The 12,866-nt window shown below is 58.0% G+C and carries 10 protein-coding genes; 3 read left to right on the top strand and 7 right to left on the bottom strand.

The genetic code is table 11. The features are described 5' to 3' along the window. Positions 1–210: 210 nt before the first annotated feature. Together ACOZJV_RS33465 and ACOZJV_RS33470 are read left to right on the top strand one after the other, a co-directional pair. On the top strand, positions 211–594 hold the full coding sequence (locus ACOZJV_RS33465; protein ID WP_201131611.1) for a MazG-like family protein: 384 nt from the start codon (positions 211–213) through the stop codon (positions 592–594). A 24-nt stretch (positions 595–618) separates the two neighbouring features. Then, a complete protein-coding gene (locus tag ACOZJV_RS33470; RefSeq protein ID WP_421549485.1) occupies positions 619–2,493 on the top strand; it encodes a DNA/RNA helicase domain-containing protein in 1,875 nt (624 codons plus the stop codon). A gap of 686 nt (positions 2,494–3,179) precedes the next feature. On the opposite strand, the gene ACOZJV_RS33475 is transcribed toward ACOZJV_RS33470, so the two are convergent. Together ACOZJV_RS33475 and ACOZJV_RS33480 are read right to left on the bottom strand one after the other, a co-directional pair. Continuing rightward, positions 3,180–4,487 (bottom strand): McrC family protein, encoded by a 1,308-nt coding sequence (locus tag ACOZJV_RS33475; RefSeq protein WP_421549486.1) that lies wholly within the window; start codon positions 4,485–4,487, stop codon positions 3,180–3,182. Next, positions 4,484–6,553, bottom strand: coding sequence for an AAA family ATPase (locus tag ACOZJV_RS33480; protein ID WP_421549487.1), 2,070 nt, complete (start codon positions 6,551–6,553; stop codon positions 4,484–4,486). Before ACOZJV_RS33480 ends, ACOZJV_RS33475 begins: the two co-directional genes overlap by 4 nt. Positions 6,554–7,224: 671 nt before the next feature. Here ACOZJV_RS33480 and ACOZJV_RS33485 point away from each other — a divergent pair. After that, positions 7,225–7,611, top strand: coding sequence for a DUF6124 family protein (locus tag ACOZJV_RS33485; protein ID WP_421549488.1), 387 nt, complete (start codon positions 7,225–7,227; stop codon positions 7,609–7,611). Between the two features lie 322 nt (positions 7,612–7,933). On the opposite strand, the gene ACOZJV_RS33490 is transcribed toward ACOZJV_RS33485, so the two are convergent. From ACOZJV_RS33490 to ACOZJV_RS33510, 5 genes are read right to left on the bottom strand one after another with little or no spacing between them, the layout of a single operon-like run. Beyond that, on the bottom strand, positions 7,934–9,967 hold the full coding sequence (locus tag ACOZJV_RS33490) for an LTA synthase family protein (protein WP_421549489.1): 2,034 nt from the start codon (positions 9,965–9,967) through the stop codon (positions 7,934–7,936). Positions 9,968–9,983: 16 nt separating this feature from the next. Further along, positions 9,984–10,607, bottom strand: a complete 624-nt coding sequence (locus ACOZJV_RS33495; protein ID WP_421549490.1) for a hypothetical protein — start codon at positions 10,605–10,607, stop codon at positions 9,984–9,986. After that, complete coding sequence (locus ACOZJV_RS33500) at positions 10,607–11,902, bottom strand: sialidase family protein (protein ID WP_421549491.1); 1,296 nt, start codon at positions 11,900–11,902, stop codon at positions 10,607–10,609. The genes ACOZJV_RS33495 and ACOZJV_RS33500 overlap by 1 nt, the downstream gene beginning before the upstream one ends. A 43-nt stretch (positions 11,903–11,945) precedes the next feature. Next, positions 11,946–12,491: a cytochrome b/b6 domain-containing protein gene (locus tag ACOZJV_RS33505; protein ID WP_421549492.1), complete on the bottom strand. Its 546-nt coding sequence runs from the start codon at positions 12,489–12,491 to the stop codon at positions 11,946–11,948. After that, positions 12,491–12,757 carry a PepSY domain-containing protein gene (locus ACOZJV_RS33510; protein WP_020296694.1) on the bottom strand — a complete coding sequence of 89 codons (267 nt, stop codon included), beginning with the start codon at positions 12,755–12,757 and terminating at the stop codon, positions 12,491–12,493. Before ACOZJV_RS33510 ends, ACOZJV_RS33505 begins: the two co-directional genes overlap by 1 nt. Positions 12,758–12,866: the final 109 nt, after the last annotated feature.

The raw sequence follows: 12,866 nt of genomic DNA on the forward strand, positions 1-12,866 counted from the left end.
ACACTCACTCAAGCCTACAAAAATAGAACCCACTCAAACCGATGAGTAGTTGGGACAGCTCGCCTTACCAAATCCCCCCCATAATCTGCCGCCACAAACACCTCCCCCTCAAATTTTCTCCCCCAAAAAACGAAATCTCCTACAATCCCCTCTCCGTTTTCCTACACAGCTCTCCTTCACGCCAGCTGTGGTCAATCAAGAGGCGAGATTGTGAGCACCGCTGTTGACTCCCCTGCCCCACTGCTCGACATCAGCCGCCTGGCGGACGCACTCCAACGCTTTGCCGACGATCGCGATTGGCAGCAGTTTCACTCGCCCAAGAACCTGCTACTGGCCCTCACTGGGGAGACCGGGGAGCTGTGCGAGATCTTTCAGTGGATGAGCGAAGCCGATGCCAAGGATGCGGCCAAGCGCCCCGAGACGGCCCAGGCGGTCAGGGACGAACTGGCGGATGTGCTGATGTACCTGGTGCGTTTGAGCAGTGTGCTGGGGGTTGATCTCAATGACGCCGTGACCAGCAAGCTCGCGCTCAACGGCCAGAAGTACCCGGTCGATAAAGCCAAAAGCACCAGCAAGAAGTACGACCAACTCTGACCCCTTGGGCTCTAAGGATCTTTCGTGATCGTTTACGCTGCGACTAAACAGCAATTTCTCAAAGACAACGATAACGATGACATTGAGGATGTGATCCTCAGGCACTTCAAGGAAGCCACCGGCAAGACGGTGGGGGCATCGGAGATCAGGTCGTGGCAAGGCTCGCTGACGTATATGGCCAAAGTCCTCAGGGATGAGGGTTTGCCTGACAATGCTGGGCTGGCGATTGAGTTGCACATCCCTCAGTCGTCGAAACGCATCGACTTTTTGCTGACGGGTCACGATGAGTATCAGGCCAAAAGTGCGGTGCTGATCGAGCTCAAGCAGTGGAGCAAGGCCACCGCCACCCGCAAAGATGCGATTGTCAGAACCGCAATGGGCGGCGGTATGGTCGAGACCATTCATCCCTCATATCAGGTCTGGTCATATGCCGCATTGCTGGAGGGTTTCAATGAAGCGGTCTACGACAAGAGCATTGAGGTTCGTCCCTGCGCTTACTTGCATAACTACGTCAGTGATGGCGTGATCGAATCGGCGCACTACAAGGAATACATCAGCAAAGCGCCGCTGTTCCTCAAAGGCCCTAATGAGCTGGCGAAGCTCAGAAACTTCCTGAAGAAGCACATCTCTTACGGCGACAATCTGGAAGTGCTTTACGAGCTCTCCAACGGCAAGATTCGTCCCTCCAAAGCCCTGGCCGAAGCGCTGGGCGGGCTGATGGCTGGCAAGCCTGAGTTCGTTTTGATTGACGATCAAAAAGCCGTGTTTGAATCCGTACTCGCTGCAGTCACCGAAGCCTCTGCCGAAGCGCCAAAGGTTCTGATTATTGAAGGCGGGCCGGGTACGGGTAAAACCGTGGTTGCGATTAACTTGCTGGTGAGGCTCACCGCCCTGCGCCTGTTGAGCAAGTACGTGTCGAAAAATGCGGCGCCACGCAAGGTGTACGAGAGCAAGTTGGTGGGCACCATTAAACGCAGCCACTTCTCGAACTTCTTTTCCGGTTCGGGGGCCTTTATTGATACCGAGCCCAATACCTATGAGGCGCTGATCGTTGACGAGGCTCACCGACTGAATGAGAAAAGCGGCCTTTACGGAAACCTCGGGGAGAACCAGATCAAGGAACTGATCGACTCCGCCAAATGCTCGATCTTCTTTATCGATGAAGATCAGCGCGTGACCTTGAGCGACATTGGCAGCAAAAAAGCCATTCGCGCCTTTGCCAAAGCCAAAGGTGCGACCGTGGAGGAATACACCTTGTCGTCCCAGTTCCGTTGCAACGGTTCGGATGGCTACATGGCGTGGCTGGACGACGTACTGGATATTCGCGACACCGCCAACCCGCTGCTGGATACAGGCGAGTACGAGTTCAAGGTATTTGATACTCCGCAGGCCATGCACGCAGCCATCGAAGAGAAAAACCACGGTAACAAGGCGCGAGTCGTTGCCGGTTACTGCTGGCCGTGGCTCAGCAAGAAAGACTCCCAAGCCTCCGACATCGTGATCGGCAATGACTACACACGCCAATGGAACCTGGATCAAGACGGCAGCTTGTGGATCATCGCCCCAAACTCAGTAGAGCAGGTCGGCTGTATCCACACCTGCCAGGGGCTAGAGGTGGATTACATCGGGGTGATCATCGGGCCAGATCTGATCGTGCGCGATGGGCAAGTGGTGACCTCGCCCCATGCTCGGGACAAGCACGACAAGTCGATTCGTGGCTGGAAGAAGTTGATGAAGGAAAAGCCAGACCTGGCGCAACAGGAGACCGACCTGATCATCAAGAACACCTATCGAACGTTGATGACCCGTGGGATGAAGGGCTGCTACCTGTACTGCACCGATCCAGAGACGGCGGAGTATTTTGCCAGCCGGCTTGCGATTGAAACGGCGAGTTTATAAGCGCCCTACAGGCACACTTCCGGTTGCGGGCGACGGTGTTTTCAATGCCGCAATCACCGGTGCGCTGACAGGGAAAAGTGAGGTTGGCGTTACATTCCGAAACCGAAAACCCACCCCTATTCGCCATTCCATGTAAGGCGCTTCGCTTTCCATTGAGCGACTTTTCCTAGAGAATCCAAACCGCTTGCGCCTGTGAAAAGCGCTGTCTAGGCTCGGTTCGTCACTGCTTATCAGTGGCCGGGTTTAGCAGCTCGACACATCACATTGGGCGCATCAACGTCACCTATCGGCAGACTTTCGTCTGCACATTATGGCGGCTGTGCGCAGGGCACCCTCGGGTGCGCCGGGTTTCCAATGTGACCGGTCTGCTAACCTGCGTTCAGCTGCCACCCATTCGTTTAGCAGCGATACCTGGCGGCTCCACTCACGTTGGAGATGCACCATGAAAAAGCTTGTCCCCGACCCGCCCCTGACCTTACCCGGGCAGTAGTCCCAGTTCAGGGAGGTGTCGTGCCAGGTCGAAAGGGTATTAATGCGAACCAGGGTCTCTAAGCTAAGGGGAAGGTTTCCTTCAATCGGCCCCGCACAAAACCTGGTTAACGCGAAATCGTTTCCGCACCAAAGCGCCCCACCGCCCCACTCGAACATCAGGCGAATACGACATATGTGTTCTGTCATAACTTGTCCTAGCCCGTCCCGACGCTTTGCTCTGTCGACTTTTTGAGGGGCCGCAATGGCAACGAAGTGAGCTCTGAACTGATCAAGCTTTCCAAATCAAGATCGAACGGCAGAACCCTCAAGCTCAAACCTTCATCAAAATCGAACACAGGCAAAGCCTCTCTAAACGCGGGCCTGCTCGGGTAGATCAATACCAGTTCGCCTTTGCCTTTCAGGTATTTCTGCCCGTAAGCAAAAAGTTGGTAAAAGTCGCTTTGCCCGAGTCCGTACTTGGCTGCGCGGTCTCCCCCGTCAAGCCGCTTCCACTTGGTGTCCAGCACCCAGTTTTGCGTGCCTTGGGTCACCAGCAGATCGGGTTCCAAGCGGAACATGCGACCCGAATCGTGCTGACAGAGAAACTCACTGCGTGCAGGTGCTACCAGCGTGGCGCTAGGGTGCAAGCTTCGACGCAGCCAGGCTGCCACGTACTGTTCAAATAGTTTTTCCATCGGAAACAGCAAGCTCATGCCATGCCATTGCCCGGACACAGCCAGCGGCATTTGCTCATTCAGAATCAGCTCACACCACGGTTTAACCGCTCGGTAGTGGGCCATCAAACGCTCGCTGCTCCATGCACGAAGATCCGTAAGTGGTCGAGCACTGGTGGGTATCTCCGCCAGTAAACTGCGTAACTCATGGGCTAAACGCCAGTTACTGGGTTGCTGGGTGGACTTGCAAACCCGCTCCAGTACCCATCTAAGCACTCGGTTTTCCGGGCGGTCGGGTAGAAACACATCGTGGCGAATCTGGAAGTGATGTTGTCGGCCTAGGGGCTGACGCATGTGCGCCACCACATTCAACTGTCCCCGCAGAAAACGTTGTTCTTCCTCAACACGTTGATAGTCGAAGCGCAGGCCCCGCTTGAGTAAGTGATCCAGTTCCAACAGAAACTGCTGTATCACCCACTCGGAAATCGGTGCGTCATACAGCTCTAGGTTTGTGGCCGAAGCCTCTCTGGGTTTCAGGCTCAAAGCGGCCTGAATCATTTTGCGCAACAACGCACGGCTCTGCTTTTCACAATCACCCTGCTCAAAATGCTTGGGCAGAATTTCGATTCTGGTGCCGCAGGGTGTTTCTATCACGCCGACGTAGCTGTCCCATCTCAGGGATTGCCTTCCCTCTACCTGGAGCAGCCGGGCGCCGTTTTTGTAGAAACGGGCACTTGCCTGGCATAACCAGTCAAATGCGCTTACAGGTACATGGGCCACATCCAAGGTGTTAGTGACAGCCTCGGTCGTGAGGCGCCCATACTCTCGAATGGTGATGAGTTCTCTCACGAGCGAACGGCTTCCATTGCGTTAAGCAAAGAACGCCCTAACGTGCGCGTATTCAGCTCATTGCCTTGGCCATTAACAGTGTTGATATCCAAGGCAGCGGCAACTGATCTGAGCACAGGCATTGAAGGCGATTGCTGGACACCGTTATGCCAAACCTCAATCGAGCCACTGTTCATCTCACGAATATTGAACTCGCCATGAGTCGCCTCTCTCATCACTGCCGACACTGCGCTGATACTCTGGTGATCAATGATCCCTAGATACGCCTCTATCCGATCAAATGCTTCATCGTTAATACGCCAGGTCTTGCTGTCCTGGCCAATGCTTACACCGTCACCAAACAACGATTGAAGTGCGTTGTCCTGTTCGTAAACGAAGCGATCGTGAACCAGCTTGCGATGGTCATTCAAGACCCACTGAATACGCTGCCAATCTTCAAAAAAATACTCCTGAAGTAATGGCAGGATCTGATTGCGAAAAATCAGACTTAGCCTTTCCAGTCGAGAATCGTTTTGCAGTGGCATGAAGTAGGCATGCCCCAAGGCGTGGTCACGATCAAGCAAGGCTTCGATACGCTGGTTCATTATCCGCAGCAGTCGGCCAATATCGACGCCACCCACCAGCAGACCATCCAGCAACTCCGGCTTGGGCGGCATCTCTCGAAAAGTGAAACGACGCCGCAAAGCAATATCCAACCCCGCCAAGGAGCGATCGGCGGTGTTCATAGTGCCGATGAGGTAAACGTTGGACGGTACGCTGAAGGGCTTCTTCGAATACGGTAAATCAACACTCAATGCCTCATCCGCGCCTTCACGCTTGGATGCCTCAATCAAGGTGATCAGCTCGCCAAAGATACGCGAGACGTTACCCCGATTGATCTCATCGATGATCAGCACATGCGGTTTACGCTCGGCCTTGTCCACCACTAGCGGCTCAACAGGCGTTACGCCTTGCTTCTCCAGGTAGCTGAGAAGATCTGCCCAACCGAAGCGAGCCATCGGGTAGACCGTCTTCAAGGTGAACTGGTGGTCATCGTTCAGCGGCAGGATCGACTGTTTGACATCACGGTACAGCCAATTCACTGACCGCACATGTTGGTAATCCTCAATAACGCCCGATGGCACCTTCTCTTCATAGCGATAGTCACTGGTGACTACACCCACCGCACCTATTTGCTCAGCCGAATGAATGCACAGAAGAATGTCGCCAACGACCATCTGCTCGGCAAAATAGCCCAAGGTGCCTTTGTCGCCAGAGCCGAGCTGCCGGTAGTAAATATTTTGCTCTTGGACCAATCGCAAGTCCCCCGTGTCCCCCCACCCGACTCTGGCCTCACCATGTTCAAGGCAGTAGGTTTTAGTCGTTGAGCTGCCGGTACCATTTATAGATATTTTCCAGATACGCGGGCTGTTGCGAATGCCAGTTTCGGCTTGCACGCTGCGGGTGCGAGCAGCATCACAGAGACGCTTGAATACACCGGGTTCTACCTTGTATTCGAGCTGCTTCTCTTCTTCATTACTTTCGGCTCGTAGCCCTTCGACAAAATCCTCGTAGCTGAAACTTTGATGGAAAGTTACAAACCGAATTTGCCCGTTTTGAGCGAGTTCATCGAAGCGATCCTTCAGGTCTTTGCGGGTGCGATCTGGCTCTATTAGCCACTGTGGATCGAGAACCTCCAGCGCCGCATTGATAGTGGCATAGGTTTTACCGGTACCAGGCGGACCGTACAAAATCTGGTTTAGCGCTGGCCCGATGACGGAAGCATCTGAACCGAATGAAGCAGCGGTATCACCCCCCTGAGCAAGGGACTCTTGATAGTCCAACCATTGCTTCAATCCGTTATGCACGTTGTAGTTGTTAGTAGCGCCTATATCGGCATAGGTGCCTTGCGGCCCATAAAGCGTATACAGACGGCGCAACTCGGAGATATCAGTGGTCTGCAAAATGTTCTTGCCGCAATGACGGGACACTAGGTTTAGACCACTCACATAATTGTTGGCCGTGTTCTGCGCTTTACCAGCATTGATCATCCAATCCTTGAAATTTCTACCGGTCATTGCGTCCATTGCCTCCACAGAATGCTCTCCACATTTGTTTTTGCGATCATCTGAGTTATCCCGAGAGTTTGGTTCAGCCTTGCCCTCTCGCTTGGTGCGACGACGCTACACAGCCTGCTGGAGATAGTCCAGACACCATCCAACTGACTGATTCACACGTAAATGCTGCCAGCCTGAAATACCCAAAGACTTTAGTATTTTCCATCCGAATTGTGAGTAAAACGGAGAGACGACAAGTGCCCTCCAGGTGTTTTTTCGGTTGTGGGCGACGGTGATTTCAATGCCGCAATCACCGGTGCGCTGACAGGGAAAAGTGAGGTTGGCGTTACATTCCGAAACCGAAAACCCACCCCTATTCGCCACTCCATGTAAGGCGCTTCGCTTTTCATTGAGCGACTTTTCCTAGAGAATCCAAACCGCTTGCGCCTGTGAAAAGCGCTGTCTAGGCTCGGTTCGTCACTGCTTATCAGTGGCCGGGTTTAGCAGCCCATGTACTAGGCGCAAAGTGCCTCCTCTAACGAGGCGTTTCTTTTCGGCCCCAGTTTTATGGTGGCCGTGCGCAGGGCACCTTCGGGTGCGCCGGGTTCCTAGTACACCGGTCTGCTAACCTGCAAACGGCCGCCACCCTATCGTTTAGCAGCGACGGTGATGGCTCCTAAATCTGTACTAGGAGTTAAACCATGAAAAAGCTTGTCCCCGACCCGCCCCTGACCTTACCCGGGCAATTCAGAACCCCCGAACACGATCGCGACACCCAGCGTATTCGCCTGGCCCTGGCCGCGAACAACGATGAGGCATCAATCCTCAGTTCCCTGAAAAACACAGCGTCCACCCCAGTCGGGCGCGACGCCCTGTTTAATGTCCGCGCCGGCATCAGCGCTGAAGAAGCGTTGATTCATATATCGCTGCTGCTCGATAGCGCGGTACAGGTCAGCGATGAAATCACCGAACGCGCCAGCGGCGTGGAGCGTGGGTTGATTTGGTCGATGATTCACTCGGTGGAAATGGCTAGGGCGGTGGTGGACTCTTTGCTGGATGCCGGCAAGCCGTCAGCAACCGCACGCTAACGTCGCCCTCTGGTTTTAATAAAGCGGAACAGGCTGACAGCCCGTTCCGTTTTTTCAATCGTGCTTCAAACCGCCGTGCTCTCAGCCTGACTGCTTTGCGGCAAGGGTCGCTGGGGAGCCAGCGATTGGGCCCTTCTGATGGGTCCGCTTGGCATCCGGCTGGCACACCGTGCTCGCTGGTTTTGGGGCCGCTCTGCGGCCCAGCGGGAGCAAGCTCCCTCGCCACGACGGAGGGATCTTGCCGGATGTGATGTTGCGCTGGCCCTGAGATCACGGCGCATATGAGGGCCAGCGCAGCCTCGTACCTCGGCAGCGGCTACAGCTAGCGCACGTTGCGGTAGAGCATCAGGCGGGCGGTTTCGTGCAGCCCCCGGGTCAACTCCAGCAAGCGTTGAAACTCTTCGGGGTGTTGCTGGGCCACGTCGTCGCGTGGGGTGGGTGAGGCCAGGTCGTGCAGGGTTGGGCTGTTGCCGTCGTGTTGCATTTGCAGGAGGAAGTCCTGGGTCACGCCGCCGATTACGGGGAAGGTGCCTTCGTGCAGCACCATGGGCACCACGCGTTCGCCTTCTGGGGCCGGTTGTTGGATGTCGCGGCCCATGGCGCGGTTGGTGAAGGGCATGCCGGCCATGCCGGCGACGGTGGGCAGCAGGTCGGCGAGGCCGACGGCTTCTTCGATGACCTTGGGTTGCAACAGCCCCGGGGCATGGATCAGCAACGGCACGTTGTTGCTTTCCAGCCCCAGTTGTTCGAAGGCTGGGGCCATGTGCGGGATTTGGCTGATGCGGGTGTTGTGGTCGCCGAAGAACACGAAGATGGTGTTGTCGTAGTAGCCACCGGCCTTGGCGATGTCGATCAGGCGGCCGATGTTGAAGTCGAGCAGGCGCACGGCGTTGTATTGCTCCACGCTGCGTGAGCCGGCGGCTTGTACTTGTTCCAGGGTCGGGTGTTTGACTTCGAAACCGTCGTTGCTTTTGGGGATGGTGAACGGGCGGTGGTTGCCAGAGGTTTGCAGGTAGGCGAAGAACGGTTGGTCTTTGGGCACGGCGCGCAGCAGGGTGTCGCTTTCCTTGAACAGGTCGAGGTCGGAGATGCCCCAGACGTCCACCAGCGGCGACTTCCAGTAGCTCTCGTCGTAGAGCTGCACACCGTCGATGCTCTGGCGGATCAGCGCGTTGATGTTGGCCCAGCCGGCGTTGCCGCCAATCATGTACAGGCGCTGATAGCCCTTGAAGGCGTTGATCAAACTGTGTTGGCGGGTGATCAGCGGGTGGCGGGTCGCGGTCTCCTGGCGGGTGACGTCGGGCACCCCGGTGATGCTGGCCCACACGGTTTTCGCGGTGCCGGTGACCGGCACGTAGAAGTGTTTGAACAACCAGCTTTGGCTGGCCAGTTTGTCGAGGTTGGGCGTGGGGTTCAGCGGGTTGCCGTAGACGCCCACGGCGCTGGTGCCGAGGGATTCGAGCATGACGAAGATCACATTCGGCGGCCGCTGCCCCGCTGCTCGGTAAGGCTGCACGCCCTGCTCGCGCATGAAGTTCAGGCTCTGTGTGTCGGGCTGCTGTACCCCGAGGTAACGCGCCACCGCCGGGTAATGCTGGCGCACCTGGGCTTCGTCGTATTGCGCCTGGCCGGCCTTGAGGGTGTCGTACAAAAACAGCACCGGGTTCAGGCCCAGGGCCGCGACCTGGCTGTTGCCGGAGAAAAACGCATCGCTCCAGCGCAGGGGCACGGGGTTTTCCAGGTTGAGTTTTTCCACCCGGCCGAGCAGCGCCAGCAGCACCGCAATAACGCCGACCACGGTGGCCGAGACCACGGCCAGGGTGCCGATGGGCTTCGCCGGGCGATCCAGGGTCATGCGTTCCAGCTTGATCAATGCGCCGACCCACAGCGCCATGGCGGCCAGCCAAGCGAGGCTGATCCAGAGCACCGGGTAGGTTTCCCAAACCATCTGCTGGGAGATTTGCGCATCGTCTAAATAACGCAGCACCGTGGCATTGATGCGTACGCCGAGGTAGGCGTAGTGGCCGAAATCGACGATGTACACCAGCCCTACCGCGCCCAGCACCAGCAGCAGGTAAGCCCGAGCCAGCCAACGCAGGGCCGGCACGCGGAGCAGGTTCCAGCGCGGCAGCCAGGCCAGCAGCGCCAGGGGCAGCATCAGCAACAGGGCCAGACGCAGGTCGAAGCGCAGGCCGATGCCCAGGGTTTGCAGCAGCTGCGGTTTATTCTCGGCGGCCGCCAGATCAATGCCAGAGAAACCCAGCACAAACACCAGCCGCAACAGCGCCAGCACCGCAAATACCAAGCCGATCGCGCCCACGCCGTAGCGCAGGCGGCGTGATTGCAACCACCCCATGTTTACCTCTGTATTGTCAAAGCGAAGGTTTCAACTGAGCCGCCACGGCCCGCGGGCGCCGCCGCAGCCAGCGCCAGCCGGCCACAACCAGCAGGCCGCACCCGGCCACCAGGCAATAGCCCACCAGCAACGGGTCGATCAGGTAGTCCCAGTAATTTTCCGAAGCCTTGAGCCGCAGGGCGAAGGCCAAGGTGCCCGCCCCCAGCATCCACACGCCCAGGGCGTTGCGCAGCCAGAGCATGAGCAAGGCCGCAGCGCCCATGAGCACAATCATCGGCCGTGGGTTGAAGCCCCAGCGGTACGGGTCGAAATAGGTCAGGCCCAAGGTGGCCGGGTACAGGGCCACGGCCAGGAGTAAAAACAGCAGCAGCACTTGCACCCGCTGCCCGCGCGGCAGCGGCTGCACCACGCCCAAGCGTTGCAGGCACACCCAGCCCAGCAACACCAGGGTGCTGATGGCCAAGTCATCGGTAAAGCTGCGCACATAGGCCGCCAGCGGCAGCCCTGCGATCGGCACAAAACTCGCCAGCGCCAACACCGGCAACAGCCAGGGGCGCCAGGGCGCGGTGAAGCGCAAGGCGCTTAACAGCACAAAACTCAGGAGGATAAAACTCAGATGGGCTTGCCACAGGGAAAACATCACAGGCGCTCCGCCAGCCAGGCCTCGTTGAAGCTGACATGTTTGATAAAGGTGTTATTCCACGAGTACACCAGGTGGTACATGCCGTCGGCGCTGCGGCTGAAGTAGGGGTATTCGTACTCGAAATCACAACCCTGGGGTTTGCACACGCGGTAGTCGAGGTTGCTCAGGAAGCGTTGTTCCAAAGGCAGGCGCCGGGCGCCGCTGGAGGCACGGAAGCCTTCGCCGATGATTTCTTTGTAGGCTTCGGGCGAGAACGGCTGGCCCAGGGGGTCGGGGGATTGATCCAGTTCGACCAGGCTGCGCCATTGATTGAGGTTGGCATCGGTGCCGTACAGGCTGAGCTTGAAGCGCCCGTCTTGCAGGTCATTCAGGGCCACCAGCAAACCGTTGTCGGCGGTGCCCACGGCGGCCAGGGACGAGTTGGGGTTGGACGGTTCCAGCGGATAGGGCTCGCTCCAGGTTTGCCCGGCGTCTTCGGTGCGGCTGGCCAGGACCCGATGATGGCTGTCGCCGGCGTAGCGCAGCATGGCGATGGCGCGGTGCCCATCCTGGGGCACGATGGTCGGTTGCAGCGAGTTTTTGCCCCGGCTGATGCGGAATTTATCCACCACCTGGCCGTCGCTGCTCAGGTACAGGTACTCGGCGAACTTGCCCATGAACTCGTGGTACACCGGCAGGCCGATAGAACCGTCGGTATGGAACACCGGCGCGGCGCGCACCAGGGTGCTGATATTAAAGAACGGCGAGGTGATCAGTTGCCGGGGCGCGCTCCAATTCTGCCCGAGGTCATCGGACACCATCACGTTGATCGCGCTGGTGGCCCAGCCGCCCACCGACACCGAGACGTAGAACATCCACAAGCGGTTGTCGGGGGCCAGGGCGATCACCGGGTTGCCCAGTTTGCGGATGTAGCGCTGGGTGCCGGAGCGCGTGCTTTCGCGGGTGGCCAGCACGTGCTCGGCGCCCCACTCGCCGCTCTTGGCGTCATACCGCGCGGTGCGCACTTGCACGTCGGCGGCGCCTTCGCGCGAGCCGGCAAACCACACGGCCATCAGGTCGCCGCCAGGCAAGGCGGTAACCGAGGACGAGTGCACAAAATCATTCAGTTGCGAGGACACGAAGCGGCTGTTGTATTGAGGGCGGGCCTCAGCCGGGGTGACGGCGGCTGCGGGGCCGGCTTGGGCAAAAGGTGCCAGTTCATGGGGCGGATGGCTGCGCCAGGCGGCAAAAAACACCGCGACCAACAGCAGGCCACAGCCGATAAACATCAGGCGAAAAGGAAGCGCACGCATAAAAAGCCCGTTGCAGATGCTGGGTGGGAACACAGGAAAACGCTTACGACGCGGGGTCATCCGGCAGGCGTCGACGCCGGCCAGTGAGCATCGACAACGGCAGGTTGTCGCGCACCTGGAAGCTCTCGAACAGCGCGGCGCAGACATGCACGCACACCAGGCCCAGCAGCACATTGGCCGTGGTTTCATGCACCAGCAGCGGCCAGTCGGCGCCCCACAGCGCGTCCACCTCCTGCATCGCCCAACCGCTGACACCGATGATCAGCAACGCCAACAGCATCAGTAGCATCACTAGCGCACCGAGGGGTGAATGCCCCAAGCGGTGCGCCGGACGCCGGGCCAACAGCGAGCGCACATGGGCCTTGAGCCGGCTTGGCGTCGGCCAGAAGTCCGCCCAGCGTGCGCTGCGCGGCCCGATGAATCCCCACACGCTCCGTACCAGCAGCCAGGCCACGGCGTAATAACCGAGCCAGACATGCCAGTCGTCACCGGCTTCATTAAAGAAGTAGTTGGCGACGAAGACCCCGGCAATGGACAGGTGAAACACCCTGACCACGGGGTCCCAGAGGCGCAGGGACTCAGTTGGCATCAGCCTTTGATCTCGGTCTTGACCGCTTTGCCGGTGACCGGGTCGTGGTAGATCTCGACCTTGCGCTTGTCTTTGTCAAAGCCGTAGATCTCGTAGCAGTTGCCGTCGGTGACCTTGAACTTGCTGATCTCGTAACCCTGGGCCTTGAGCTGTTCCTGGAAGGCCTTCTGGTCTTGCCATTGCGAGCGTTCGGCGGTGGTGCATTGCGGGCCGGCGACGGCCAGGGGGCTGGCGATGATCAGGGACAACAGGAGAATTTTACGCATGGGAACGCTCTCGTCTGATGAGGGAGATCGCACTGTGCAAAACCAAGCTTAGGGCAACCTTAGTTGGCAACGAGCCGTTACATCTTTCCCGACACAAGGCACTGCCGGA

This window comes from Pseudomonas sp. QD4, from assembly GCF_049199125.1.
Lineage (GTDB): Bacteria > Pseudomonadota > Gammaproteobacteria > Pseudomonadales > Pseudomonadaceae > Aquipseudomonas.

Bases quoted from the DNA above. Each gene is read 5' to 3' on its own strand.
- ACOZJV_RS33480 (WP_421549487.1), bottom strand. From the start codon at position 6,553: ATGGACGCAATGACCGGTAGAAATTTCAAGGATTGGATGATCAATGCT.
- ACOZJV_RS33485 (WP_421549488.1), top strand. From the start codon at position 7,225: ATGAAAAAGCTTGTCCCCGACCCGCCCCTGACCTTACCCGGGCAATTC.
- ACOZJV_RS33490 (WP_421549489.1), bottom strand. From the start codon at position 9,967: ATGGGGTGGTTGCAATCACGCCGCCTGCGCTACGGCGTGGGCGCGATC.
- ACOZJV_RS33495 (WP_421549490.1), bottom strand. From the start codon at position 10,607: ATGTTTTCCCTGTGGCAAGCCCATCTGAGTTTTATCCTCCTGAGTTTT.
- ACOZJV_RS33500 (WP_421549491.1), bottom strand. From the start codon at position 11,902: ATGCGTGCGCTTCCTTTTCGCCTGATGTTTATCGGCTGTGGCCTGCTG.
- ACOZJV_RS33505 (WP_421549492.1), bottom strand. From the start codon at position 12,491: ATGCCAACTGAGTCCCTGCGCCTCTGGGACCCCGTGGTCAGGGTGTTT.
- ACOZJV_RS33510 (WP_020296694.1), bottom strand. From the start codon at position 12,757: ATGCGTAAAATTCTCCTGTTGTCCCTGATCATCGCCAGCCCCCTGGCC.